This window comes from Micromonospora sp. NPDC005291 (genome assembly GCF_040607415.1).
GTDB lineage: Bacteria > Actinomycetota > Actinomycetes > Mycobacteriales > Micromonosporaceae > Micromonospora.
Genome location: NZ_JBEXGR010000006.1, coordinates 291,525 through 316,380, shown reverse-complemented (window position 1 = coordinate 316,380; position 24,856 = coordinate 291,525). Strand labels below are relative to the sequence as shown.

25 protein-coding genes and 1 riboswitch are annotated in these 24,856 nt (G+C 72.7%); of the genes, 9 read left to right on the top strand and 16 right to left on the bottom strand.

The window, feature by feature from the left end; translation table 11 throughout:
- Nucleotides 1-27: 27 nt before the first annotated feature.
- Genes ABZT18_RS11965 through pdhA form a run of 3 tightly spaced genes read right to left on the bottom strand, consistent with a single transcriptional unit; the run spans nt 28 to nt 3,613 of the window.
- Nucleotides 28-1,404 (bottom strand): dihydrolipoamide acetyltransferase family protein, encoded by a 1,377-nt coding sequence (locus ABZT18_RS11965; protein ID WP_354994111.1) that lies wholly within the window; start codon nt 1,402-1,404, stop codon nt 28-30.
- Nucleotides 1,401-2,417, bottom strand: a complete 1,017-nt coding sequence (locus ABZT18_RS11960) for an alpha-ketoacid dehydrogenase subunit beta (protein WP_354994382.1) — start codon at nt 2,415-2,417, stop codon at nt 1,401-1,403. The genes ABZT18_RS11965 and ABZT18_RS11960 overlap by 4 nt, the downstream gene beginning before the upstream one ends.
- A complete protein-coding gene (pdhA, locus tag ABZT18_RS11955) occupies nt 2,414-3,613 on the bottom strand; it encodes a pyruvate dehydrogenase (acetyl-transferring) E1 component subunit alpha (protein ID WP_354994383.1) in 1,200 nt (399 codons plus the stop codon). Before pdhA ends, ABZT18_RS11960 begins: the two co-directional genes overlap by 4 nt.
- A 73-nt stretch (nt 3,614-3,686) precedes the next feature.
- Here pdhA and ABZT18_RS11950 point away from each other — a divergent pair, with 73 nt between their 5' ends.
- Nucleotides 3,687-4,193, top strand: coding sequence for an Lrp/AsnC family transcriptional regulator (locus ABZT18_RS11950; protein ID WP_355251233.1), 507 nt, complete (start codon nt 3,687-3,689; stop codon nt 4,191-4,193).
- Nucleotides 4,194-4,197: 4 nt separating this feature from the next.
- Here the strand turns inward: ABZT18_RS11950 and ABZT18_RS11945 are convergent, their stop codons facing one another.
- Both ABZT18_RS11945 and ABZT18_RS11940 read right to left on the bottom strand, forming a co-directional pair.
- Nucleotides 4,198-5,169, bottom strand: coding sequence for a DNA primase small subunit domain-containing protein (locus ABZT18_RS11945; RefSeq protein WP_355251230.1), 972 nt, complete (start codon nt 5,167-5,169; stop codon nt 4,198-4,200).
- Between the two features lie 36 nt (nt 5,170-5,205).
- Nucleotides 5,206-5,349: a hypothetical protein gene (locus ABZT18_RS11940; RefSeq protein WP_355251227.1), complete on the bottom strand. Its 144-nt coding sequence runs from the start codon at nt 5,347-5,349 to the stop codon at nt 5,206-5,208.
- 86 nt (nt 5,350-5,435) lie between these two features.
- Between ABZT18_RS11940 and ABZT18_RS11935 the strand changes: the two genes are divergently transcribed.
- From ABZT18_RS11935 to ABZT18_RS11925, 3 genes are all read left to right on the top strand, one after another.
- Nucleotides 5,436-6,167 carry a histidine phosphatase family protein gene (locus ABZT18_RS11935; protein WP_354994115.1) on the top strand — a complete coding sequence of 244 codons (732 nt, stop codon included), beginning with the start codon at nt 5,436-5,438 and terminating at the stop codon, nt 6,165-6,167.
- On the top strand, nt 6,151-7,020 hold the full coding sequence (locus ABZT18_RS11930; protein WP_354994116.1) for an NAD(P)H-hydrate dehydratase: 870 nt from the start codon (nt 6,151-6,153) through the stop codon (nt 7,018-7,020). Before ABZT18_RS11935 ends, ABZT18_RS11930 begins: the two co-directional genes overlap by 17 nt.
- Nucleotides 7,021-7,120: 100 nt before the next feature.
- Nucleotides 7,121-7,213, top strand: a riboswitch (ZMP/ZTP riboswitch).
- Between the two features lie 19 nt (nt 7,214-7,232).
- Nucleotides 7,233-8,669 carry a glycine hydroxymethyltransferase gene (locus ABZT18_RS11925; protein WP_355251224.1) on the top strand — a complete coding sequence of 479 codons (1,437 nt, stop codon included), beginning with the start codon at nt 7,233-7,235 and terminating at the stop codon, nt 8,667-8,669.
- A 198-nt stretch (nt 8,670-8,867) separates the two neighbouring features.
- Here the strand turns inward: ABZT18_RS11925 and ABZT18_RS11920 are convergent, their stop codons facing one another.
- The 6 genes from ABZT18_RS11920 to ABZT18_RS11895 all read right to left on the bottom strand — a co-directional run bounded on the left by ABZT18_RS11920 (nt 8,868) and on the right by ABZT18_RS11895 (nt 15,171).
- Nucleotides 8,868-9,128: a hypothetical protein gene (locus ABZT18_RS11920; protein WP_272619449.1), complete on the bottom strand. Its 261-nt coding sequence runs from the start codon at nt 9,126-9,128 to the stop codon at nt 8,868-8,870.
- 67 nt (nt 9,129-9,195) lie between these two features.
- Complete coding sequence (locus tag ABZT18_RS11915) at nt 9,196-10,530, bottom strand: PLP-dependent aminotransferase family protein (RefSeq protein WP_354994118.1); 1,335 nt, start codon at nt 10,528-10,530, stop codon at nt 9,196-9,198.
- Nucleotides 10,531-10,533: 3 nt separating this feature from the next.
- Entirely contained in the window at nt 10,534-11,637 is a 1,104-nt protein-coding gene (locus ABZT18_RS11910) for an alpha-hydroxy acid oxidase (RefSeq protein ID WP_355251221.1), read from the bottom strand.
- Nucleotides 11,630-12,607: an alpha/beta hydrolase gene (locus ABZT18_RS11905; RefSeq protein WP_354994120.1), complete on the bottom strand. Its 978-nt coding sequence runs from the start codon at nt 12,605-12,607 to the stop codon at nt 11,630-11,632. The genes ABZT18_RS11910 and ABZT18_RS11905 overlap by 8 nt, the downstream gene beginning before the upstream one ends.
- 7 nt (nt 12,608-12,614) lie before the next feature.
- Nucleotides 12,615-13,826 carry a cytochrome P450 gene (locus tag ABZT18_RS11900; RefSeq protein ID WP_355251218.1) on the bottom strand — a complete coding sequence of 404 codons (1,212 nt, stop codon included), beginning with the start codon at nt 13,824-13,826 and terminating at the stop codon, nt 12,615-12,617.
- Nucleotides 13,827-13,893: 67 nt separating this feature from the next.
- Nucleotides 13,894-15,171, bottom strand: a complete 1,278-nt coding sequence (locus ABZT18_RS11895; protein WP_355251301.1) for an SGNH/GDSL hydrolase family protein — start codon at nt 15,169-15,171, stop codon at nt 13,894-13,896.
- Between the two features lie 299 nt (nt 15,172-15,470).
- Between ABZT18_RS11895 and ABZT18_RS11890 the strand changes: the two genes are divergently transcribed.
- Genes ABZT18_RS11890 through ABZT18_RS11875 form a run of 4 tightly spaced genes read left to right on the top strand, consistent with a single transcriptional unit; the run spans nt 15,471 to nt 19,343 of the window.
- Nucleotides 15,471-17,027, top strand: a complete 1,557-nt coding sequence (locus tag ABZT18_RS11890) for an AMP-binding protein (RefSeq protein ID WP_355251215.1) — start codon at nt 15,471-15,473, stop codon at nt 17,025-17,027.
- Entirely contained in the window at nt 17,024-18,247 is a 1,224-nt protein-coding gene (locus ABZT18_RS11885) for an MFS transporter (protein WP_355251212.1), read from the top strand. Before ABZT18_RS11890 ends, ABZT18_RS11885 begins: the two co-directional genes overlap by 4 nt.
- A gap of 35 nt (nt 18,248-18,282) precedes the next feature.
- Nucleotides 18,283-18,891, top strand: a complete 609-nt coding sequence (locus ABZT18_RS11880; RefSeq protein ID WP_355251209.1) for a class I SAM-dependent methyltransferase — start codon at nt 18,283-18,285, stop codon at nt 18,889-18,891.
- 47 nt (nt 18,892-18,938) lie between these two features.
- Complete coding sequence (locus ABZT18_RS11875; protein ID WP_355251206.1) at nt 18,939-19,343, top strand: MmcQ/YjbR family DNA-binding protein; 405 nt, start codon at nt 18,939-18,941, stop codon at nt 19,341-19,343.
- A gap of 6 nt (nt 19,344-19,349) precedes the next feature.
- Here the strand turns inward: ABZT18_RS11875 and ABZT18_RS11870 are convergent, their stop codons facing one another.
- Nucleotides 19,350-19,916: a hypothetical protein gene (locus tag ABZT18_RS11870; RefSeq protein ID WP_355251203.1), complete on the bottom strand. Its 567-nt coding sequence runs from the start codon at nt 19,914-19,916 to the stop codon at nt 19,350-19,352.
- A gap of 170 nt (nt 19,917-20,086) precedes the next feature.
- On the opposite strand from ABZT18_RS11870, the gene ABZT18_RS11865 reads away from it, so the two are divergent.
- Complete coding sequence (locus tag ABZT18_RS11865; protein WP_355251200.1) at nt 20,087-20,761, top strand: SGNH/GDSL hydrolase family protein; 675 nt, start codon at nt 20,087-20,089, stop codon at nt 20,759-20,761.
- 5 nt (nt 20,762-20,766) lie between these two features.
- Here the strand turns inward: ABZT18_RS11865 and ABZT18_RS11860 are convergent, their stop codons facing one another.
- The 4 genes from ABZT18_RS11860 to ABZT18_RS11845 are packed head-to-tail and all read right to left on the bottom strand — an operon-like array spanning nt 20,767 to nt 24,856.
- A complete protein-coding gene (locus tag ABZT18_RS11860; RefSeq protein WP_354994128.1) occupies nt 20,767-22,125 on the bottom strand; it encodes a hypothetical protein in 1,359 nt (452 codons plus the stop codon).
- A complete protein-coding gene (locus ABZT18_RS11855; protein ID WP_354994129.1) occupies nt 22,122-23,096 on the bottom strand; it encodes a transketolase C-terminal domain-containing protein in 975 nt (324 codons plus the stop codon). The genes ABZT18_RS11860 and ABZT18_RS11855 overlap by 4 nt, the downstream gene beginning before the upstream one ends.
- Nucleotides 23,097-24,068: a thiamine pyrophosphate-dependent dehydrogenase E1 component subunit alpha gene (locus ABZT18_RS11850; RefSeq protein WP_354994130.1), complete on the bottom strand. Its 972-nt coding sequence runs from the start codon at nt 24,066-24,068 to the stop codon at nt 23,097-23,099.
- Nucleotides 24,065-24,856 carry a DUF3050 domain-containing protein gene (locus ABZT18_RS11845; RefSeq protein ID WP_354994131.1) on the bottom strand — a complete coding sequence of 264 codons (792 nt, stop codon included), beginning with the start codon at nt 24,854-24,856 and terminating at the stop codon, nt 24,065-24,067. Before ABZT18_RS11845 ends, ABZT18_RS11850 begins: the two co-directional genes overlap by 4 nt.

Sequence of the window (24,856 nt, the reverse complement as noted above, 5' to 3'; positions counted from 1 at the left end):
CGGGCGTCGGGGTCGACGATGCGGTGGTCAGACGTTGGCGATCAGCAGCGCCGGGCGCTCCACGCAGTCGGCGACGTGCCGCAGGAAACCACCGGCCACCCCGCCGTCGCAGACCCGGTGGTCGAAGGTGAGGCTGAGCTGGGTCACCTTGCGGACGGCGAGTTGCCCGTCGACCACCCACGGCTTGTCCACGATCCGCCCGACCCCGAGCAGGGCCGCCTCGGGGTGGTTGATGATCGGCGTGGAGCCGTCGACCCCGAACACCCCGTAGTTGTTCAGCGTGAACGTGCCACCGGTCAGCCGGGCCGGCGGGAGGCTGCCCGCCCGCGCGGCGGCGGTGGTCGCCGCCAGTTCGGCGGCCAGCTCGGCGGTGGTGAGCCGCTGGGCGTCGCGCAGCACCGGCACGAGCAGACCACGGTCGGTCTGCGCGGCGATGCCGAGGTGCACCCCTGCGGACTGGACGATCCGCTGCGCCTCGGTGTCGACCCGGGAGTTGAGCTGCGGGAACCGGCGCAGCCCGCTGAGACAGATCCGGGCCAGCAGGGCCAGGATGCTCACCGGCGCGTCGGGCGTCGCCGCGTTGATCGCGGCCCGCGTCTCCAGCAGCCCGGTGGCGTCCACGTCGACCCAGATGGTCACCTCCGGGATTTCCCGCCGGCTGCGCGAGAGCTTGTCGGCGATCACCTTGCGGACGCCGGTGAGCGGGACGATGACGTCGCCGTCCCCGGCCGCAGCCAACGCGACGTGCGGATCCGGCACGGCCGCGAGCCGGGCTGCGGGCACAGTCAGCGCCGCCTCCACGTCGGCGCGGCGGATCACCCCACCCGGTCCGGTGCCAGACACCGTGGCCAGGTCGATGCCGCGCTCTCGGGCCAACCGCCGAACGATCGGCGAGATGACCAGGGCGGCCGGCGACCGCGCCGGGTCGCCGCCGGGAGCCGGGCCGGTGCCGCCGTCCGGGCCAGACGCGCCGGTCGGGCCAGCATCGGCCGGGCCAGCATCGGCCGGTTCGGGGGCCAGTGCCAGGCGGGGTCGACGTCGACGCCGGGTGGCACTGCCATGCCCGGTGCCGTACCCGATCAGCACGTTGCCCGAGCCGGCCCGCTCCTCCTCGCGGTAGGTGGCGTGCCCGGCGGGCTCGTCGCCGCCGTCGAGCGGCGCGATGGTGATCAACGGCTGACCGACCGGGCGTACCTCACCGGCCGCGCCGTGCAGGGTGACCACCCGGCCGGCGTACGGGCAGGGCACGTCGACGACGGCCTTGGCGGTCTCCACCTCGACCACGGTCTGGTCGACCGTGACCACGTCGCCCACGGCGACCCGCCACTCGACGATCTCGGCCTCGCTCAGCCCTTCGCCCAGGTCGGGCAGGAGGAAGACCTGCGTCCGTTCGACGGTGGTCATGCCGCGCTGCCCTGCGCCGCCCAGCGCGGGTCCGGCTGGTCGTCCCACTGCAGGCGGGCCACCGTGTCGAGCACCCGGTCCACCCCGGGCAGGTGGGTGTGCTCCAGCATCGGCGCCGGGTAGGGGATGTCCAGACCGGCGACCCGCAGCACCGGTGCGTGCAGCGCGTGGAAGCAGCGCTCCTGCACCCGGGCGGCGATCTCCGCGCCCACGCCCGCGAAGCCGGGCGCCTCCTGGATCACCACGCACCGGCCGGTGCGTCGGACCGAGGCGGTGATGGTGGCGTCGTCGAACGGCACGATGGTGCGCACGTCCACCACCTCCAGGTCCCAGCCCTCCTCGCGGGCGGCCTCGGCGGCCTCCAGCGCCACCGGGACCGCCGGCCCGTACGCCACCAGGGTGGCGTCGCGCCCGGGACGGCGCACGACAGCCCGGCCGAACGGCTCGGTACGCGCCGGCAACTGCGCGTCGGCGCTGGCGAAGTAGAGCTTCTTGGGCTCCATGAAGACCACCGGGTCGGGGTCCTCGATCGCCTCGCGCAGCAGCGAGTACGCGTCCTCGACGGTCGCCGGGGTGACCACCTTCAGCCCGGGGGTGTGCGCGTAGTACGCCTCGGACGAGTCGCAGTGGTGCTCGACCCCGCCGATGCCACCCGCGTACGGCACCCGGATGACGATCGGCACGCTCAGCGCGCCCCGGGTCCGGTTGCGCAGCTTCGCCACGTGCGAGGCGATCTGCTCGAACGCCGGGTACGCGAACGCGTCGAACTGCATCTCCACCACCGGTCGCAGCCCGGACATGGCCAGGCCGACGGCGAAGCCGACGATGCCGGCCTCGGCGAGGGGGGTGTCGAAGCAGCGGTTCTCACCGAAGCGGGCCTGCAGGCCGTCGGTGATCCGGAAGACGCCGCCGAGCTGGCCGACGTCTTCACCGAAGACGACGACCCGGTCGTCGGCGGCGAGGGCGTCGGCCAACGCGGCGTTGAGCGCCTTAGCCATGGTGGTGGCCATCAGGCGTCACCCTCCTCGTCGCGAGCGGCGGCCAGTTCGGCGCGGACCTGCTCGCGCTGTTCGATCAGCTGCGGGGTGGGCTGGGCGTAGACGTGGTCGAAGAGGCTCAGCGGGTCGACGGTGGGTTGGTCGTTCATCCGGGTCCGCAGGTCCGCCGCGTACGCCTCGGCCTGCTCGGCGACCTCGGCGACCGCCGCGTCGTCGAGCACCCCGCGGGCCCGCAGGTAGGTCTCCAGCCGGGCGACCGGGTCCCGGTCACGCCAGGCGTCGACCTCGGCGCCGTCGCGGTAGCGGCTGGCGTCATCGGCGTTGGTGTGCGGCTCCATCCGGTAGGTGTGTGCCTCGACCAGGAACGGCCCCTTGCCGGCGCGGGCGTGCGCGACCGCGCGGGTGAGCACGGCGAGCACCGCGACCGGGTCGTTGCCGTCGACCTGCTCGCTGGGCACGCCGTAGCCGACGCCCTTGTAGGCCAGCGACGGCGCGGCGGTCTGCCGCGACAGCGGGACGCTGATCGCATACTGGTTGTTCTGGACGAAGTAGACCACCGGCGCCTTGAACACGGCGGCGAAGTTGATCCCCTCGTGGAAGTCGCCCTCGCTGGTCGCGCCGTCACCGATGAAGGCCAGCGCCACGGTGTCGCGTCCCTGGTACGCCTCGCCGTGCGCCAGCCCGGCGGCATGCACGCACTGGGTGGCGAGCGGAGTGCACTGCGGTGCGGTCCGTACCTCGGTCGGGTCGTAGCCGCAGTGCCAGTCGCCGCGCAGCAGCGTGAGCACCTCGACCGGGTCGATGCCCCGGGCAACCAGCGCCATCGACTCGCGGTAGGTGGGGAAGACCCAGTCGGTGTCGCGGACCGCGAGCACCGCGCCGACCTGACACGCCTCCTGGCCCCGCGAGGACGGGTAGACGGCCAGGCGGCCCTGCTTGGTCAGGGCGGTCGCCTGGGTGTCGAACCGGCGGCCGAGCACCATCCGGCGGTACAGCTCACGCAGCACCTCGACGGGTGGTTCCGGGTAGTCGGTGCGGGCGGGCAGCGGCCTGCCGTTCTCATCGAGCAGGCGGACCGGCTCGGCGTCCGGCAGCAGCGGGCGCGCCGGGTCGGGCGGGGTGGCCGCCCGACGGGTGCGCGGGGATGCCCTGCGGACCGCCTGGGGAGTGGTCGTCACGGCGGAACCTCCTGGGACGTGTGGTGAGCCTATGCTTCCGCCTGACGGATGATTGACTCAAGATCCACGTGGAAGGCGGGACGGTTGGCATGCGAAGGGTCCATCGGTGAGCCAGGAGACCGCCGACGAGGCGGGCCGGGCGGCGGGATCGGGACGATCGGCGCGAGCTCTGGACGAGGTGGACCGGCGGATCCTCGACGAGCTCGTCCGTGACGGTCGGACGTCGGTGCGCACCCTCGCCGAGCGGATCCACATCTCCCGCACCAACGCGTACGCGCGGGTGGAGCGGCTGCTGCGCGACGGGGTCATCACCGGGTTCCGGGCTCAGGTGGCACCCGCCGCGGCCGGGCTGGGCACCTCGGCGTACATCGCGTTGACGATCGAGCAGAACACCTGGCGGGAGGTCTCCGCGGAGCTGGCCCGGGTGCGCTACATCGAGCACGCCGCGCTGCTCGGCGGCGACCACGACGTGCTGGCGCTGGTCCGCGCGCCGGACAACGCCACGCTGCGGGACGTGGTGCTGGGCCGGGTGCAGAGCATCCCCGGGGTGCTGTCCACCCGCACCTGGCTGGTCTTCGAGGAGTTCGACGGAGCCGGCAGCCCCTGGGCGTGAGCGCTCAGCGCTCCGGCGGGGCCTCCAGCCCTTCCCGGTCGGCCAGCTCCAGCAGCGGCTCCAGTGAGTGCCGGTCGCCGTCCAGGCCGGCATGCGGGTCGCCCCGCTCGGCGAACCGGGCCGGCATGCTGAGCACGTCGAAGTCCTCCGGCCGGACCTCGTCCAGCTCCGACCAGTCCAGCGGCGCGGAGACCAGCGCGGCCGGCGTCGGCCGGATCGAGTACGCCGAGGTCACCGTGTGGTCCCGGGCCATCTGGTTGTAGTCGACGAAGACCGGCCGGTCCCGCTGATCGCGCCACCAGGTGGTGGTGACCAGCTCCGGCAGCCGACGCTGCATCTCCCGGCCCAACGCGAGCACCGCCCGACGGCACTCGCCGAAGCTCCACCGCGGCTCGATCGACAGGTAGACGTGCAGCCCTCGACCACCGGTGGTCTTCGGGTAGCCGGTCAGCCCCAGCTCGGCGAGGAACGCCCGCACCTCGAGGGCCACCGGCACCACCTGCTCGAAGCCGACGCCGGGCATCGGGTCGAGGTCGATACGCAGCTGGTCGGGGCGTTCCACGTCGGCGGAGGTGACCGGCCACGGGTGGAAACGCAGGGTGCCCAGGTTGGCCGCCCAGATCACCACGGCCAACTCGCTCGGCGCGACCTCGTCGGCCGTGCGCCCGCTGGGAAAGGTGATGTGGGCGGTGCGCACCCACTCGGGCGCACCCGCCGGCAGCCGCTTCTGGTAGAACGCGTCGCCCCGGTTGGTCTGCCGGGTGGCGATCGTCGCGCCCTCGAAGACGCCGCGCGGCCAGCGTTCCAGCATCGTCGGCCGGTCCCGCAACGCGCGCAGGATGCCGTCACCCACCGCCAGGAAGTAGCGGACCACGTCCAGCTTGGTCAGCCCACGCTCCGGGAAGTACGGCTTGTCGGGGCTGGAGACGCGGATCAGCCGCTCCCCCACCTGGATCTCCTCCGCCGGCGTCGCCACGCCCCCGAGGGTACGACGCCCGGGCGGGCTTGACGGCTACCGACCGGAGACCAGCGTGGCGGGCTGCTGCGGCAGCTCCTCGGTCGGGCCGCCGACCTGCACGGGCGGCGTCCCGGGCGGCTCCTCGGCCACCGCGGTCTGCTGCTCGACCAGCGCTACGACGTGGTCCGGGTGGCCCACGCGACCGGGCTCACCGTGGCCCTGCTGCAACGGCGCGGCTGAAGCGGGCGTGGTTACCGCCGTCGGCGCCCGGGTAGGGGGTCGGCATGGCGGAACTGGCGACGCTCTGGATCATCCGACACGGCGAGAGCACGGCGAACGTGGCGGCGACCCACGCTGAGGCGTCCGGCGAAGAGCTGATCGGGCTCAGTCACCGCGACGCCGACGTGCCGCTCTCCCCCACCGGCGAGGATCAGGCCCGGGCCACCGGCCGTTGGTTGGCCGAGCTGCCCCGAGACCGCCGGCCGGACGTGGCCGTGGTCTCGCCGTACCTGCGGGCGGTCTCCACCGCCGGGTTGGCGCTGCACGGCACCGGGGTGCCGGTAAGCCGGGACGAGCGGCTGCGCGACCGGGAGTTGGGCATCCTCGACGGCCTGACCGGGCACGGGGTACGCCAGCGGTACCCGGACGAGGCCGAGCGCCGGGCACGGCTCGGCAAGTTCTACTACCGGCCGCCGGGCGGGGAGTCCTGGACCGACGTGGCGCTGCGGCTGCGGACGCTCCTCGGCGACCTGCGCCGGGACCACGAGGGCCAGCGTGTTCTGCTCTTCGGCCACGACGCGCTGGTCTTTCTGCTGCGCTACCTGGTGGAGGGGCTGACCGAGCCGGACCTGATGGCGCTGACCCGCGAGCACGTGATCGCCAACTGCTCCATCACCGACTGGTCGGCCGACGCACAGGAGCGGCTGATTCCGGGCGGATTCAACGAGGTCGGCCACCTGCACCGGCAGGGCGCCCAGCCGACCAGGGAGGACGAGATTCATGCCGAGCCGGTCTGAGGTGAAGGTGATCACGCCGGGGCTGCTGCGGGACTGGGCGCTGCCGGTGCCGGCCGGCGGCAAGGAGAGTCGAGGCACCGTGCTGGTGATCGGCGGTTCCCGTTTCACCCCCGGTGCGGTGCTGCTCGCCGGGGTGGCCGCGCTGCGCGCCGGCGCCGGGGTGCTCCAGCTCGCCGCCGCCGAGTCCAGCGCCGCCACGCTGAGCATCGAGGTGCCCGAGGCGCTGGTGGTCGGGCTGCCGGAAACCCCCGACGGCGCGGTCGCCGCCGACCGGGACGGCCAGCTCGGTGAGCTGGTCGCTCAGGCCGACGTGGTTGCCCTCGGCCCCGGGCTGAAAGCGATCGACGAGACCAACCGTTTGCTGGCCCTGGTCCTGGACGCGGCCCGCCCCCACACGTCGCTGGTGCTCGACGCGTACGCCCTCGGTGCGCTCAGCCACGCACCGGACCTGCTGGTCGGCTCGGGCCGGCCCGTGGTGCTCACCCCCAACGTCACCGAGGCCGGGCACCTGCTCGGGCGGGACGCGGGCGACGACCTGGACGCCGAAGCGGCCGAGCTGGCCAGCCGGTACGAGGCGGTCGTCTCGCTGTACGGGCACGTGGCCGCCCCGGACGGGCGGGGTTGGCGGGAGGAGAGCGGCGACGCCGGGCTGGGCACCTCCGGCAGCGGGGACGTACTCGCCGGGTTGCTGGCGGGGCTGCTGTCCCGCGGCGCGGACCCGGCGCAGGCCGCCTGCTGGGGCTCGTTCGCGCACGCCATGAGCGGCCAGCGGCTGATCCCCCGGTACGGCCGGATCGGCTTCCTCGCCCGCGAGTTGCTCGACGAGATCCCCGGAACGCTGTCCACGATCTGATCCGGCGGCACCACCTGCGGCCCGGCGCTCGATGCGATGACGGCCTGAGGCGGCGCATGCGGAGGTCGGCCGGGCCGGGGATCCCCGGCCCGGTAGGATTGGCGCGGGCCGTTACTGGCGCGTGGGGATGGACAACCATCGGGGAGCGGTCCCGTCATGAGGACGTTTTTTGCCGAGCGCCTGGGCCTTCCCGCACGTCTGTAGGAGGTCGCATGTCGCGCAACGCCGAGTCCACCGCATTCCGAAGTGCCCTTGAGGTGATCCGGGCTGTCGAGCCACGGGTGGCCGACGCCATCGGCGCCGAGCTGACCGACCAACGGGAGTCGCTCAAGCTCATCGCCAGCGAGAACTACGCCTCCCCGGCGACGCTCCTGGCCATGGGCAACTGGTTCAGTGACAAGTACGCCGAGGGCACCGTCGGGCGCCGCTTCTACGCCGGCTGCCAGAACGTCGACACCGTCGAGGCGCTCGCCGCCGAGCACGCCCGGGAGCTGTTCGGCGCCGCGCACGCGTACGTGCAGCCGCACTCGGGCATCGACGCCAACCTGGTCGCGTTCTGGGCGGTGCTGGCCGACCGGGTCGAGTCCCCCGCACTGAAGAAGGCCCAGGTTCGCCAGGTCAACGACCTCAGCGAGGCCGACTGGTTCGCGTTGCGCCGCGAGCTGGGCAACCAGCGGATGCTCGGCATGTCGCTGGACGCCGGCGGTCACCTCACCCACGGCTTCCGGCCGAACATCTCCGGCAAGATGTTCGACCAGCGCAGCTACGGCACCGACCCGGCGACCGGTCTGATCGACTACGACCGGGTGGCCGAGGCGGCCCGCGAGTTCAAGCCGCTGATCCTGGTCGGCGGCTACTCGGCGTACCCCCGGAAGGTGAACTTCCGGATCCTGCGGGAGATCGCCGACTCGGTCGGCGCCACCTTCATGGTCGACATGGCGCACTTCGCCGGCCTGGTGGCGGGCAAGGTCTTCACCGGCGACTTCGACCCGGTGCCGCACGCGCACATCGTCACGACCACCACCCACAAGTCGCTGCGCGGCCCGCGCGGTGGCATGGTGCTCTGCCAGCCGGAGCTGGCCGACCAGGTGGACCGGGGCTGCCCGATGGTGCTCGGTGGCCCGCTGCCGCACGTGATGGCCGCCAAGGCGGTCGCTCTCGCGGAGGCCCGCCGCCCCGACTTCGCCGACTACGCCCAGCGGATCGTGGACAACGCGCAGGCCCTCGCCGAAGGGCTGCTGCGTCGCGGCGCGAAGCTGGTCACCGGTGGCACCGACAACCACCTGGTGCTGATCGACGTGTCCGGCTACGGGCTCACCGGCCGGCAGGCCGAGCAGGCGCTGCTGGATTCGGGCATCGTCACCAACCGCAACTCGGTCCCGCAGGACCCGAACGGGGCCTGGTACACGTCCGGCATCCGGGTCGGCACGCCGGCCCTGACCACCCGAGGGCTGGGCACCGCCGAGATGGACCAGACCGCGGAGCTGATCCACACCGTGCTGGCCCACACCACGGCTGGCGCCAACGCCGACGGCACCGGATCGAAGGCGAAGTACACCCTCGATCCCGATCTGGCCGACAAGATCGCCCGCCAGGCCACCGACCTGCTGGCCCCGTACCCCCTCTACCCCGCCATCGACCTGACCTGACCTGCCCCGCCCTGCCCTGTCCCCCGCCCTGTCCCCCGCCCGCGCCCGCGTCTCCCCCGCAGCCCCACCGCGTCGATCTAGGGAAGATTGCTGCGGCTAGAGATCAACTAGCGCTGATTTTCCCTAGATCGGCGGGGGCGGGGCGGGCGCGGCGCGGCGGGGCGGCGGAGGCGCGGGTGGGGTGGGGTGGGGTGGGGCTCAGGCCAGGGGGCGCTTGAGGTGGTAGCGGTGGACTTCGGTGCTTCCTTGGACGTTGTTCACGTCCTCGGCGGCGGAGACGAGCTCCCAACCCTCCCGGCCGGCGAGGTTGAGATGCGCGATGGCGGTGTCGCCGAAGGCCGTGATGTCCTTGCGTGACCCGTCCGGCGCGTACCAGACGAACGAGACATGGAAATTGCGGCCCTGTCCCTGATAGCGGCGGACGAGCAGGGCGTACTCCCAGGCAACCATGCGGCCTATTATGACCGTCCAACCAGGACGGCGGCACGCGGGCCGTCGCGCATTGCCATCCGATGAACGCGGTGTGTCAACCCACCGAGCTGGGTGCCCGGCGGACCAGCTCGTCGGTGATGAGTGCCGCGAGGCGATCCAGCCCGAGATCGATCTGCTCCGGAGTGACCGCGCTGACCGACAGCCGCAGCGCGCACACCGGCGCCGTGTCGTCGTAGAAGTGCGCCATCGGCGTCCACAGCACACCGTAGTCGCGCGCCGAGCGGTCCAGCAGCGCGTCGTCGACCGGAAACGGCACGGTCACCACCACGAAGAACCCGCCAGCGGGTACGGTCCACCGCACCGGCCGGTCGGGCCGGTCCGGGAACCGCTGGCCCAGGCCGGCCACCAGGTGGCGCAGATTACGGGAGTACGCGGCCCGCTCCCGGATATTGGCGGGCACCAGGCTGCACCCGTGCTCCAGCAGCCGGCCACCGATCACCGCCTGCGCGATCGGTGACGTGTTCACCGTGACCATGCTCTTGATCATGGCGAGCTGGTCGGCGAGTGGGCCGACCCGACCGTCTGGCCCCGCCACCCGCTGGTCGGCGACCACATAGCCGACCCGCGCGCCGGGCAGCACGGTCTTGGCGAACGAGCCGAGGTAGACGACCCGTCGCCCGGTGTCCAACGACTTCAAAGTGGACGGGCGAGGCCCGTCGTCGAGGTGGAACAGCCCGTACGGGTTGTCCTCCAGCAGCAGCAGGTCCTCCTCGGCGGCCAACGCCAGCAGATGCCGCCGATCGGCGGTGTCGATGCTGATGCCCGAGGGGTTGGCGAAATCCGGCATCACGTAGCAGGCGCGTGGCCGGAGCCCGGCCGACCGCGCCCGGCGCACCTGGGTCCGCAGGTCGGCCAGGTCCACGCCGGACGGCCCGGCCGCGACCGGCCACACCGGCAGGTCCACCAGCCGGGCCGCGCCGGTCAGCCCGACATAGGTCGGGGCGACCGCGAGCAGCACGTCGGCCGGCCCGGCGCGCAGCGCCCGCAGCACCAGGAACATCGCCTCCTGGCAGCCGACGGTCACCACGACGGCCTCCGGGTCGACGGTGATTCCCTCGTCCACGGCGAGGTTGCGGGCGATCAAGTGGTGCACGATGCCCTTGGTCCGGCCGTACTGCAGCAGCAGCCGCCGGGCCTGCTCGGGTGAGTGACCCAGGTCGTCGGTGAGGTGCCGGTGGAAGGTGTCCAGGTGCCGGTGCACCGCCGCGAGGTCGAAGAACTCCTCGTACGGTCGGCCGGCCGCCAGGGACACCGCCGCTGGATAGCGCTCGGACACCTCGTTGAGGAAGTTCATCGAGGTCAGCGCCGGATCGACCAGCGCGGGGTGCAGGTCGGCGACGGTCAGGTCGACCGGTTCGGTGTCGGTCACCGCTCAGCCCGCCATGCGGGTACGCAGCTCGCCGGCCGCCGCCGGGTCGGGACAGCCGGCCAGGGTGAGAGCGTCGCGCAGTTCGGCGGCGAGCAGGTCGAGCGCGTCCCGCGCGCCGCGTTCGCCTCCGACGGCCAGCGCCCAGAGCAGCGGTCGACCGACCAGCACCCCGGCGGCACCCAGCGCGAGCGCCCGCAGCACGTCGGTGCCGCCACGGATGCCGCTGTCCATCAGCACCTGGCACCGGTCGCCGACCGCGTCGACGACTTCCGGGAGCATGGTGACGCTGGCCGGAGCCCCGTCGAGCTGCCGCCCCCCGTGGTTGGACACGACCACCGCGTCCGCGCCGATCCGTACCGCCTCGACCGCGTCGCGGGGGTCGAGCACCCCCTTGACCACGAGCGGAAGGTCGACGTGTTCCCGCAGCCAGGCCAGGTCCGTCCAGCGCAGCGTCGGCGCGAACGCCGCGTCGGTGTGCGCGGCGATCGCGGACACCCCCGGAGCACCGCTGTGCGCCAGGGCGTCCCGGCCTTCGGGCAGGTTCGCGGCGACCACGTCGTCCGGCAGCCGGAACGCGTTGCGCAGGTCCCGAGGCCGCCGGCCGAGCACCGGAACGTCCACGGTGACCACCAGCGCCCGGCAACCCGCCGCGACGACCCGGGCCAGCAGGTCGCGGACCAGTCCCCGCTCGCGCAGCCAGTAGAGCTGGAACCAGACCTCCGCGCCCACACCGGTGACCTGCTCGATCGGTGTGCTGCCCAGCGTGCTCGCCAGATAGGGCACCCCGGCCGCGCCGGCCGCCGCCGCCAGGGCCAGCTCCCCGCCCGGGTGCACCAGCCGCTGGTACGCCATCGGCGCCACCCCGACCGGCATGGCGTACGGGCGGCCGAGCAGCCGGGTGCCGAGGTCGACACTGTCCACGCCGCGCAGCACCCGGGGCAGCACCGCGACCCGGTCCAGTGCGCACCGGTTGGCCGCGAGGGTCACCTCGTCCGCGCTGCCGCCGGCGATGTAGTCCCACACCTCCGCCGACAGCACGGCCCGGGCCCGCTCGGCGTAGTCGGCGAGCGACACGGCCGGCACGCCGGTCAGCACCTGTTCAGCCACCCTGCACCCCCGTGCCGGGTGGACGGTCCTGCTCGCGTGGCAGCCCGAACCGTTCCCGCAGGAACGCCGCCGCGCTCCCTTGTGCCTGTCGCCCGTCGGTGAAGGCGCCGGGCATGGCGAAGAAGCCGTGGATCATTTGAGGGTAGTGCGCCAGCCGGGTGGGTACGCCAGCCTCGCGCAGTCGCTCGGCGTAGCGCTGCCCCTCGGCGCGGAGCGGGTCCAGCTCGGCGGTGATCACCAGCGCCGGAGGCAGCCCGGACAGATCGTCGGCGAGCAGCGGCGAGGCGAGGGGGTCCCGGGCGTGCGCCGGGTCGGCCAGGTAGTGCGTGCGGTACCAGGCCACCGAGCGGCGGTTGAACAGCGTCGGATCGTCGTCGTCGGCCGGGCCGGCCGGCGCGCGGCTCTGGTCGGTGTTCGGGTAGACCAGCAGCTGCGCGGCGAGCGTGGGCCCGTCCGCGCGGCAGAGCAGGGTGACCGCGGCGGCGAGGTTTCCGCCAGCGCTGTCCCCACCCACCGCCAGCCGGTCCGGGTCCACGCCCAGCCGGTCGGCATGCCCGGCGACCCAGCGGGTGGCGGCGTGGCAGTCGTGCACCGCGGCCGGGAAGGGGTGTTCCGGGGCGAGCCGGTAGCCGACGGTGATCACCTGGCAGGGCACCGCGTTGGCCAGTCGCCGGCAGATGCCGTCGGCGGTGTCGATGCTGCCGAGCGTCCACCCGCCACCGAAGAAGTACAGCAGGGTGGGCAGCGGGCCGGGCCCGGCCGGCCGGTACACCCGCAGCGGCAGTTCACCGGCGGGGCCGGGGATCCTCTCGTCGCGTACCTCGGCCACCGGCTCGACCGCGCCGGTGCCGGCGCGGATCGCGGCCAGGTCCGCGGCGCGCGCCTCGATCAGGGTCTGCGCGTACAGCGGTGGGGCGCCGGTCGCGGCGCGGGCCGCCCGGTAGGCCGCCACCTCCGGGTGCAGGGCCATGTCGCTCCTATCCACCGGTGCTGACCAGCAGCTTGTCGATGCCGCGCAGGACCAGACTGCCGCTGTACGTCGGCGTCTCGGTGACCGTCAGGCCGGGGAACCGGGCGAACAGCCGGGGCAGCGCGAGGCGCCCCTCCAATCGGGACACCGCCGCGCCGAGGCAGAAGTGCAGGCCCGCCCCGAAGGCCAGCGACGGTGGGCCGGGTCGGGTCGGGTCGAAGGTGTCCGGGGCCGGAAAGCGTGCCGGGTCCCGGTTGGCCGCGGCGATCATGAGCAGCACGTTGTCGTCCTTGGCGACCGGCACACCGTTCAACACGGTGTCGGCTGGCGCGGCGCGGGCCAGGAAGTGCACGGGGCTGGCCAACCGCAGCACCTCGTCGATGCAGCCCTGGGCCAGTTTCTCGTCGGTGGGCAGCGCTGCGACCGTCTCCGGGTGGGCCAGCAACAGCGGCAGCCCGTTGCTGAACATGTAGACGGTGGTGACGAAGCTGGCGTTGAACAGCACGATCAGGTTGCTGACCAACTCCTCCTCGGTCAGCTCCACCCCGCCTGCGTCGAGCGCCTCGACCAGCCCGCTGAGCAGGTCGTCCCCGGGCACCCGGCGGCGGGCCGCCAACAACTCCCGGTAGAAGGCCCGCAGCTCCTGCGCCGCGGCGTTGGCCGCGGCCAGCCGCTGCGGGGTCTTCCCGGCCATGTCCAGGAACTCGTCGATCCGCTCCACCCGCTCCCGGTACCACGCCAGATCCCCCGCCGGAATGCCGATGAACTCGGCCATCACCAGAGCGGGAATCGGGTACGCGAAATCAGCCACGAAGTCGACCACGCCGTCCCCGGCGTCGGCCATCCGGTCCAGCAGGTCGTCGACCACCCGCAGGATCACCGGTTCCAGCGCGCCGAGGCGGCGGGGCGTGAAGGTGCGGGAGAAGACGTGCCGCATCCGGGTGTGATCGGGTGGGTTGGCGAACATCATCGAGGTCTGGAACGTGCGCAGGATCTCCTGCTCCTGCCAGCCCGGCGGCGGCTGTTTCGTCCACTCCGGATCGCGCAGCAGCCCGTCGATCAGGTCGTACCCGACCGCCACCGCGGCCACCGTGCTGTGCTCGGCGCGCGCCGGCACCGCGCTGACCGGCCCGAGCCGGTGCAGGCCCGCGTACCACGGGTACGGATCCTGTCGGCCCTGCTCGCTGTAGAGGCTGGTGAGCAACTCCCCCACGTCCACGACGATCTCCTCCCCAGGAATGGTGTGGCCGGGGGTGGCGAGGATCGCCCGCCACCCCCGGCCGGTGTCACAGGCCGAGCACCCGCAGCGGCACGGCGTTGGCCATCGCCTGGTTGCCGGCGTCGTTCGGGTGGATGTGGTCCCCCGAGTCGTACGCGGGCAGCAGTTGGCTCTGCCGTGCCGGGTCGCGCAGCACCCGGTCGAAGTCGAGCAGCCCGTCGAACTCCCGGCTGCCGCGCAGGTACGCGTTCACCGCCTGCCGGGTGGCCTCCTTCTGCGGGGTCCACACACCTGGCGCGCCGTGCCCCTCGTACGGCGTCAACGTGGCCACCAGGCTGGTCAGGCCGCGTTGCTGGAGCTGCTGGTTGATCTGCCGCAGGGTCGCGATGATCGCTTCGGATGAGTCGTTGGACATCCAGATGTCGTTGATGCCCAGGTGGGTGACCACCGTGCGCACGCCGGTCTGGGCGAAGACGTCCTCGTTGAGCCGGGCCGCCGCGTTCGGGCCGAGCTGGAAGTAGCCGGGGTAGTTGCCGTCGCCCGGCTCGGTGCCCTCGTGGTTGAGCCGGTTGCCGGCGAGGCTCAGGTTGAGCACGCCCGGGGTGCGCTTGTCCGGCCGGTCGGCGAGCAGCCGGTCGGAGAGCAGGTCAGGCCAGCGCCGGTTGGCGTTGACGGTGCTGCCGTTGCCGTCGCCCATCGAGTCGCTGAGCACGACCACCGCGCCGGGGCTGGCCTTCCGCTGCACGTCGATGCCGGAGAGGAAGAACCAGCAGCAGGTGGGACGGATGGTGAACCCGGCGCCGTCGGCGGCCGCGGTCAGGTCACCGGCGCCGATGAAGTTGTTCTGCTGGGACTGCCCGTGGAAGGTGGTCGGCCCGGTCGGAGTCGGGAAGTGCAGGGTGACCACCAGGTCGCTGTCGTCCGCGACCGGGAAGGTCAGCGGGTCGCTGAGCAGCTCGGCGCCCCGGTTCATGGTCGCCGAGGCGGCACCGGTAAAGGCCAACGGGCGCAACGAGGCCGGGTCGATGTCGGAGACGTCGTCGACGGTCGTCGTGTTCGGCCGGGCGACGGTGGCCCGACCGACCTTGACCGCCTGCTCGCCGTAGAGGTTGCTCAGGCGTACCCGCAGCGCCGGGCCGCCGACCGAGACGTGCACGACCATCCGGACGCTCTGGTCGTTCAGACCGGTGTTGGTCAGTCCCACCGAGTTGCCCCGGGTGACCGCGGTGGCCCAGCTACCCGCCCACTCGGACCGGTCGGGCCGGTCGGCGGCGGTCTCGGACGGACCGGCGCTGGCGACGACGGCGGGTGTTCCCGCGACCAGCAGCGCGGCCGCGGCGGCGATGACATGCCATCTCTTCGGGGTCGACATTGAACCTCCATCGTGTGGCAGCCCAGGGGCCGTCCGCTGACGGCTCCCGCCTGGACGATGGTCCAGAAACCTAGCCGCCGCCGATGACGGGCGTCAATCAACCTCATCGACGCCATCAAATGTCCGCCGGGCCTCTCGGATCGCCCTTCGGCCGGGTCCCCGCCAGCCCTTGCGGGCCTAGGCTCGCAGGCGGCGGCGGTGCGGTCGCCGAGGCGCGCGCCACCGTCGCGTCGTTCACCGCGACCGCCGCTTTCGCGGATGGGAGCTGCCGGATGACTGACGGACCCGGGCACACGACGACCTACGTGGACAGGGTGTTGGATCTCTTCGCCGACTTCGGTGCCCGAGAGGCGTTGGTCGGTGGAGGCCGCCGGCTCACCTACACCGAGGCCGCCGCGCAGGTGCGGGCGATGGCCGCGACGTTGACCCGGAACGGCGTACGGCCGGGGGCGGCGGTGCTGGTCACCGTGGCGAACGCGGTGGAGGGCCCGCTGCTTCAGCTCGCGCTGCACCTGATCGGCTGCCGGACGATGTGGGTCGCCCCGGTCACCGCCCGCCGGGAGGTCGACGAATTCATCCGCCTGGCCCGCCCCGACGCCCTGGTCTACGACGCCCGGGACCCGGCCAGCCTGGGCCCGGAACTGGCCGCCGCGCTGCCCGGCACACCGGTGTGCTGCCTGGGCCCGGGCGCCGGCCCGGACCTCACCGCCGACGCCGACGCGGCCGATCTGCCGGCGCTCGCGCCGGCGCCGGAGTCGTTCCTGCAGACCAGCGGCACCACCGGCAGCCCGAAACTGGTGCACCACCGGGAGAGCTTCTACGCCCAGATCCTCGCCCTGGCAGCCGACTTCCGAGCCGCCGGGTTCCCGCTGCTGCGGCACCTGTCGCATTCGCCGATGTGGCTGGCCAGCGGGCAGATCACCACGCTGTTCAACCTGTTCACCGGTGGGGTGCTGGTGCTGCGCGACGACTGGGACCCGGTGGCCTTCGTGGACACCGTGCAGCGGGAGCGGATCAACTCCACCTTCGTCACCCCGCCGATGCTCTACGAGGTGCTGGACCACCCGGCGCTGGTGGGCGCGGACTTCTCGGCCATGTTCATGTTCAACGTGGGAGCCGGGCCCGCCGCGCCCGCCCGGCTGCGCCAGGCCATCGCGCGTTTCGGCCCGGTGCTACGCATCGTGTACGGCCTCAGCGAAGCCGTCGTGATCACCGCGCTGCCCGGACTGACCGACGATCCGGAGCATCCGGGGCGGTTGCGCTCCTGCGGGCGGCCCTACGGCGACGTGCGCATCGAGATCCGCGACGACGACGGCACGGTGCTGCCGACGGGCCGCGACGGCGAGGTGTGGGTGCACACCCGGTTGAGCTTCGCCGGTTACCACGGCCAACCGGAGCTGACCGCGCAGACGTTGGTCGACGGCTGGGTGCGTACCCGCGACATCGGCCACCTCGACGACGACGGCTACCTCTACCTGGTCGACCGTGCACACGACATGATCGTCACGCATCGGCGGAACTGGGCGATCTTCTGCCGTCCGATCGAGGACGTGCTGGCCGGGCACCCGCAGGTGCGGGCCGCAGCCGTGATCGGCGTACCGGACGAGACGGTCGGCGAGGTCCCGTACGCGTACGTCGTGGTCGCGCCGGGCGCGACGGTCACCGGGGCGGAGCTGATCGACCTGGTGACCGCCGAACTCAACGAGATGTGGGCACCCGCCGGGGTGGAGTTCACCGACCGGCTGCCGGTGAACCGGTCGGTGAAGGTGGACAAGCGGGCACTGCGCGACCGGTACGCCGCGCGTCGGGCGGCGGCGGTCGGGGCGTGACCCCCCGCCGGCAGCTGGTCGTCCTGGTCAGCGCGGACCTGATCTCCAACCTGGGCACCCGCATCTCGGTGGTGACCATTCCGTGGCTGGTGCTGGTCACCACGGGCAGCCCGACCAAGATGGGCCTGGTCGCGTTCGCCGAGACGCTGCCGTACCTGCTGTCCAGCGCGTTGGGTACGCCGTGGGCGGACCGGATCGGCCTGCGCCGCACCTCGATCGTGTGCGACGTGGGCAGCGCGGCGGTCATGCTGATCGTGGCGCTGACCCCGTGGCTGGGCTTCACCGCCCTGGTGGCGCTCGTGGCGGTGGCGGGCGCGCTACGGGGCATCGGCGACCGGGTGAAGCACGTGATGTTCCGGCCGGTCGCCGAGGCCGCCGGGGTGCCGCTGATCCGGCTGACCTCCGCGTACGACGGGCTGAGCCGGGTGGTGACCCTGTTCGGCGCCGCCGTCGGCGGCCTGTTGATCGCCGGGTTCGGCGTGACCGGGGCGATCCTCATCGACGCGGCCAGCTTCGGCGTCTGCGCGCTGCTGATCGGCCTCCTGGTTCGCCCGCAGGCCGCCCTGGCGCAACCCGCCCAGCCGGAGAGTTACCTCCGCGCGCTGCGGGGCGGCTTCAGCTACCTGCGTCGGGACCGACCGCTGCTGGGCATGCTGGTGGTTATCTCGGCGCTGAACATGGTGGCCAACGCCAGCGTGGCCGTCTACATCCCGGTCTGGGTCGCCCGGGAACTACATGGCCCGAGCGGGCTCGGCCTGGTGCTGGCGGCGTTCTCGGCGGGCGCGCTGTTGGGCAACGTGCTGTTCACCGCGCTGGGGCCCCGGCTGCCCCGCCGGCTGACGTTCCTGGTCGGGGCGCTGATCGCCGGCACACCCCGGCTGGTGGCGCTGGCGATCAGCGACGAACTGCCGATGGTGCTCGTGGTGACGTTCCTGTCCGGGATCGGCATCGCGGCGGTCAACCCGCTGCTGGGGGTGGCGCTCTACGAGCGGGTACCACCGGAGTTGCAGACCCGGGTGATCGGCATCTCCGGTTCGTTGGCCTTCCTCGGGCTGCCGGTCGGCGCGCTGCTCGGCGGCTGGTCGGTGGACGCCCTGGGGCTCACCCCGGCGCTGCTGGTCACGGCGGCGGCCTGCCTGGTGGTCACCGCGTACCCGCTGGTGGCCCGCCCGGCGGGTCCGAAGACCCCGATGCGACCCGCCCCCGCCACCACACCCTGACACCCCCGGAATCCGAGAGCTCATATAGTCGGGCGGTGAACCTGGAGAAGGTCCGGCAGGCATATGCGTCCGTCGCGGAGCTCTACATCGGCCTGTTCGGCACGAGTCAGCAGGTAGACCCCGACGACCTCGCCTTCATCGGGCGACATCTGGCGGGCCGGCCTGGCACGGTGCTCGATCTGGGCTGCGGGCCCGGCCAGATCACCGGCTACCTTCACTCGCTGGGCGTCGACGCAACCGGAATCGACATGGTCCCCGAGTTCATCGCCCACGCGCGGGCGACCCACCCGAGCGTGGAGTTCCACCTCGGGTCGTTGGCGAGCCTCGATGTCGCCAACCACTCCGTCGACGGCATCCTGGCCTGGTTCTCATTGATCCACCTACCGCCGCAGAATCTCGATGCCGTGCTCGCCGAGTTCCGACGGGCAATGGCCCCGGCCGGAACGTTGGTGCTCGGTTCCTTCGAGGGTGACGAGGTCGCCGCCTTCGACCACAAGGTCGTGACCGCGTATCGCTGGCCCGTCGACGAGCTCTCCGAACGCTTGACGCGAGCCGGTTTCACCGAGGTTGAGCGCGTGCGGCGGCCCAGCGACGGCACTCAGCGGCCGTACGCCGCCATCGCGGCAGTCGCCACCGAAGGGTAAGGCCTCGGCGAGCACACCGTGGCCGGCTGAGCCCGTACCGTGAGGGCATGCCCAGCTGGGAGGATGTCCGCCGCATCGCGCTCGCGCTACCCGAGACCACCGAGCGGGCCTCGTACGACGGGCTGCCCGCGTGGCGGGTGCGGGACAAGCCGTTCGCCTGGGAGCGACCGTTACGCCGGGCCGACCTCGAAGCCCTCGGCGCCGCCGCGCCCGACGGGCCGCTCCTCGGCGTACGAGTCGCCGACCTCGGTGTGAAGGAAGCCCTGCTCGCCGACGACCCGTCGGTCTACCTCACCACCCCGCACTTCGACGGCTACCCGGCGGTGCTGGTCCAGCTCGACCGGATCGGTCTGCCCGAGCTGACCGAGGTGGTCACCGAGGCGTGGTACGCCCGCGCCCCGAAGCGTCTCGCCGCCACCCACCGAGCCGCATCGGAGCCAACCGACGGCTGACCCGCGTCAGCGCCCGGCCGGAGCCGGGGCGGCGTGTTCGGCGCCGCAGCGCGGGCAGCGCAGCCGCACCCCGGCGGCCCGGGGCACCCGTAGCCGCTGACCGCAACCGCAGGTGAACACCGGCTGGGTCGACCGCAGGTATTCGTCACGCTCGCGGTCCGGCCAGCTGCCATGGCAGCGGTGGCACCGTTTCGGCGGGTAGCTGTGGTAATAGGCCAGGCCGAACGCGCCCGCGATCATCACGGTGGCGAAGAACGGCAGACCCAGCAGCGCGAGGAGGGCGGGCAGCATCGCGCCGGACAACACCGCGCCGACCACTGTCAACACCACCACCGGCACGCCGAGCAGGAGACCCGCGAAGCCCCAGGTGAAGACCAGCAGGGACAGCACGAAGAGCAGCCGCACCCTGCCGGGCGCCCAGCGGGCCACGCCGTACCCGCCGCAGCGTGGGCAGGTCGGCGAGGCGGGATGCGGTACGGAACGCAGCGCCTTCGGCGCGAGCCACTCGACGAGCCGCTTGAGGATCTCCTCGACCAGTTTGGTCGCCATGGACTGCAGAAACGCACTGAGCACGCCCGCCCCCTCCCCCGCACCACCGCGACGTCGGCGGTCGGCCCACCGTCATCGTGACCGGCCCACGGCGCCACCCCACCCTGACGCGCCCATGCCGCCGGGCGGGCGACACCAATCCGACAGCCACGTCCGTCCGGGGAAGTTCGTCGCGAGTCGGCTAGCGTGCCGGCATGCCATCGACGCTCACCGAATCGACGGACCCGTACTGCCTTCGCCCCGGCGAGGCCGCCGAGTTGCTGCGCGGGCATCCGTGGCGGCGGTTCGTGGCGCTCGGCGACAGCGTCGTGGAGGGGATGTGCGAGCCGACGCCGGGCTACCCGGACGTGCAGTGGGCCGACCGCATCGCCGCCGAACTGGCCACCGCCCGCCCCGGGCTGGCGTACCGGAATCTGGGTCGACGCGGGCTGCGCGCGCACCAGGTGCGGGCCGACCAGCTCGCCCCGGCGCTGGCCTTCGAGCCGGACCTCGCGCTGGTGGTCTGTGGCGGCAACGACGCCTTCCACCCGGCGTACGACGCGGCCGCGGTCGACGCCGAGCTGACCGCGATGATCAGCGCGCTGCGGGGCGCCGGCGCGGACGTCATCACGGTGGGCATGTTCGACGTGTCGCACAGCCCGGCGGTCCCCGAACCGCTGCGAGCCGGCCTGGCCGAGCGGATGCGCCGTCTGTCGGCACACACGGCGAGGCTGGCCGAGCGGCTGGGCACCCTGCACGTCCACCTGACCGACCACCCGCTCACCGCGGACCCGAGCCTCTACAGCAGCGACGGCCGCCACGGCAGCGCCCGCAGCGACGCCATAGCAACAGCAGAAACCCTCCGCCGCTTGTCCACCCACTCCCACTGACCGGGTCAGTCGTGGAGGAGGATTCCGGTGAGGAGGACGCCGTGGGCCATGTTGAGGATTCCGTCGCAGCCGGGGTAACCGACGCGGGCCAGGGCGCCGGAGGCGCGGCGGCCGAACAGGTAGGGCGCGAGGGAGTACGGGACGTCGGCCGTGACCGTCTCGCCCGTCTCGATCTGCACGAAGTCCATCGTCACCCGGTCGGTCGGCAGGTACTCCTGCAGAATCGCCCCGCCCTGGTCGAGGGCGGCGCGTAGGCCGTCGGCCCAGTCCGCTGGGCTCAGCTCCGGGCCGAGCAGCACGCCGTGCCCGGCCGAGCCGTCGGCCGGTTTCACCACCAGGTCGGCCTGCTCGGCGATGGCCCGGTCGAGCACCGCGGCGGTCAACGGCACCGTGTACGGCACATGCCGCCGGATCAGCGCCTGGTCGTCGGCGGGCAGCGCGTCCACGTCCTCCCACAGCCAGGCGAAGGTGGTCTTGTTGCCGAGCAGCCAGGCCGCCGCCGACACGAACATCGGCAGTGTGCCGGCGGCGAGGGCCCCGGCCACCGCGTCCAGGCCGGCGGTCGGGGTGACCCGGTTGGGCACGAACAGCCGGAACAGCGCGTCGACCGGTGCGCCGTCGACGACCAGCCGCCGCTCGGCGTCCAGGGTGGCGGTGGACACCGGGGCGATGACCAGGTCGATCCCGAAGTCCCGGGCCCGTACGGCGAGCGGGTCGAGGATCCGGATGAACGTCGCCGGATCGTCCAGGCCCGGGTAGTCCCCGTCGAAGTCCATCAGCAGCGCCACCCGGGCGCCGTCGGGCAGCCGCAGCTCCTCACGGATCGCCACGAACCGCTGGTCCAGCAGCGACGGCGCGGCCCGTACCGGCAGGCCGTCCAGGATGCCCTGCTCCTGGTAGAGCCGCGCGTACCGCTGAATGACGGTGTCGGCGTCGAACCCGCCGCCGAGGCTGCTGTCGATGTTGTACTCGACGAACTTCGGCACCCCGGCCGAGAAGATCACATCCGGGCGGTACGCGGCGAGCAGCGCCTCGGTCAGCGGCTCCGACTCGTCCAGCAGCCGGGTCTCCCCCGCCGGTACGCCGAGCAGCCGGCGCAGCTCACCGGCGGTGCCCACCCGGCGGTGGCAGGCGTCGAGGATCAGTTGGGCGAGACGGTCGCAGACCTCGTTCAGCTCCCGCCAGGTGTCGGCGGTGAGCACCGGGGGGCGAGCCAACCGCCACTGCTTGTTGTAGGTGGCCCGGCCGTGGAACACCTGCTCCCAGGCCGCCGCGCCACTGACCAGCATGGCCTGGCGGGCCGACTCCGGCAGCTCGGTCCAGGCCCGGTCGGCCGCCGGCCACGCGTAGTTCGGGTCGATCATGATCCGTCCTTCATGGTCAGGTGGATGGCGGTGGCGAGCTGGTCCCGACCGGGCTGCACGGCCCGGTCCAGCGCCGGCGCGAACGGCAGCACCGCCCCGTCCGGCCGGGTGACCCGGCGCGGTGGCGCGACCAGCCGGACCCGCTCCACCACCGACGCGATGATCTCGGCGGCGATGCCGCAGGAGCGGTTGGCGTCGTCGATGACCACGAGCCTCCCGGTGCGGGCCACCGACTCGGTCAACCCGTCGATGTCGAACGGGTACAGCGTGCGCGGGTCGAACACCTCCACCGAGACCTGGTCGGCCAACTCCTCGGCCACCGCGAGCGCGTCGTGCACCAGGTGCCCGATCGCGACCACGGTGACGTCGTCGCCGAAGCGGTGGATCCGGCCCCTGCCCAGCGGCACCGGCGCCAGCGCGGCGACGTCGATGTCCGTCCGCACGTCCATCGCGGCCGCCGGGGCGAACACCACCACCGGGTCGTCGTGCCGGATCGCCGTGACCAGCAGCCCGTACGCGTCGGCCGGGGTGGCCGGCACGACAGTGACCACACCGACATGGGCGAAGAGGCTGTACGGGTGGTCGGAGTGCTGCCCAGCCCAGCCGGTACGCGAGCCGGAGCCGGGCACCAGGTAGGTGACCGGCACCGCGCACTGCCCGCCGGTCATCAGCGGGAACTTGTGCGCGTGGTTGACGATCTGCTCGAAGACCAGGAACAGCAGCGACGGGATCTGGAACTCGATCACCGGCCGCAGCCCGGCCAGCGCCGCCCCGGTGGCGAAGCTGGTGAACGCCTGCTCCGACAGCGGGGTGTCACGTACCCGTTCGGTCCCGAACCGTTTGGCCAGGCCGGTGGTCACCAGCGACGCGCCGACCTGGATGTCCTCGCCGAGCAGGAACACCGCTTCGTCGCGGGTCAACTCGTCGGCCAACGCCCGGGTCAGCGCCCGGCGGTACGACAGTCGGGTCACCTAGCCACCTCCGGTGCGGGCGGTCATGCCGCTGGCGTACAGGTGGGCCAACGCGTCGGCCGGGTCGGGTTCCGGGCTGGCCAGGGCGAACCGCACCGCCGCGTCGAGGGTCTCCTCGACCTCGGCGTCCACGGCGGCACGGTCGGTGTCGGTGAGGCGTTCGCCCTGGATGCGCACCGGATCCCGGGCCCGGCCACGGGTCACCTCGTCGGGCGGGCGGTAGTCGAGGCGTACCGCGTGTTCGAAGGTGTGGTGGACGTCGAAGCGGTAGGTCCGGGCCTCGATCAGCTCGGGGCCACCGCCGGCGCGCATCCGGTCGACGGCGGCGGCCGCGACGACGCGTACCCCCTCGGGGTCCTGGCCGTCGACCTGGACGGCCGGGATGCCGAACGCGGCGGCCCGGCCTCCGATGCTGCCGGCCACCGCGCCGACGACCGGCATGGTGGTGGCGTAGCCGTTGTTCTCGCAGACGAACAGCACCGGCACCCGCCACAGCGCGGCCAGGTTGAACGCCTCCAGCAGCATCCCCTCGTTGACCGCGCCGTCGCCGAAGAAGCTCACTCCGACGGTGTCGCGCCCCCGGCGGCGGTGGGCCCAGACCGCACCCGTGATGATCGCCCCCGAGGCGCCGACGATCGCGTTGGCGCCGAGCACGCCGAGGCTGAAGTCGGCGGCGTGCATCGAGCCGCCCCGCCCGGCGTTGAGGCCGGTGACCCGGCCGCACAGCTCGGCGAGCATCCGGGCCGGGTCGGCGCCTCGCGCCAACACGTGCCCGTGTCCGCGGTGGGTGCCGGCGAGCACGTCGTCGGCACCCAGCGCGGCGCAGACGCCGGCGGCGATGCCCTCCTGACCCAGGTACGGGTGGATGCCGCCGACGATCTGCCCGCCGTGGACCAGCTCCACCGCCCGTTGTTCGAACCGGCGGATCAGCCGGACCGTGCGGTAGAGCCGGACCGGGTCGGTATCGGTCACGCCGGCCCCTTGATGGCGGTCAGGATGTCGTCCCAGAGCCGGGCGCGGGCGGCCAGCGCGGTGTTGACCGTGTCGGCGCACTCCTGCCACTTGGTGTCGTCGTCGCCGCACAGGTCGGCGAGCATCTGCATCGCCATCGGGGTGTGCTGCTCGCCGTCGACCTCGATGTGCCGCTCCAGGTAGTCGACGAACGTGTGCAGCCGGTTGCTGCGCTCGTTGACCGAGACGACCTGAGTGAACATGTCCGGGATCAGGTCCTCCCGGCCGAACGCGAAGGCCGCCGCCTGGCAGTGCACCGGGGTGGACTCGATGATCTGCCAGGTGGTGGCGGCGAACGCGGCGGACGGCGCCGGCACCCCGGCCTCGGCGAGCGCGTCGCGCACCGGACGGCCAGCGCGCAGCAGGTCGACGAGGGAGTCCACGGCGGTGGTGTCCGCGCCGGCCTCCCGCATGCCCTGCACGTACAGCTCGAAGTGGCTGATGTAGCCCCCGCCCAGCTCGTCGCTCTCCTCCACCATCACGATGTCGTTGATGAGGCGGCGGCTGCCGGTCGGGCCGGTGGGAATCCATGGCACGGTGACGCAGGTGAGCTGCCGCTGCAACGACGTCAGCAGGGACATGAAGTCCCAGACCGCGAAGACGTGGTGCTCCATGAAGGTGACCAGTGCCTCGTGGGTGTCCAGGTTGGCGTAGAGCGGGTGCTTGACCACGGCGTCGCGTCGGTCGGTCACCGCCTGCTCCAGCCGCTCGATCCCCGGGTGCGTCTTACCCCAGTCGTACCGTGACAT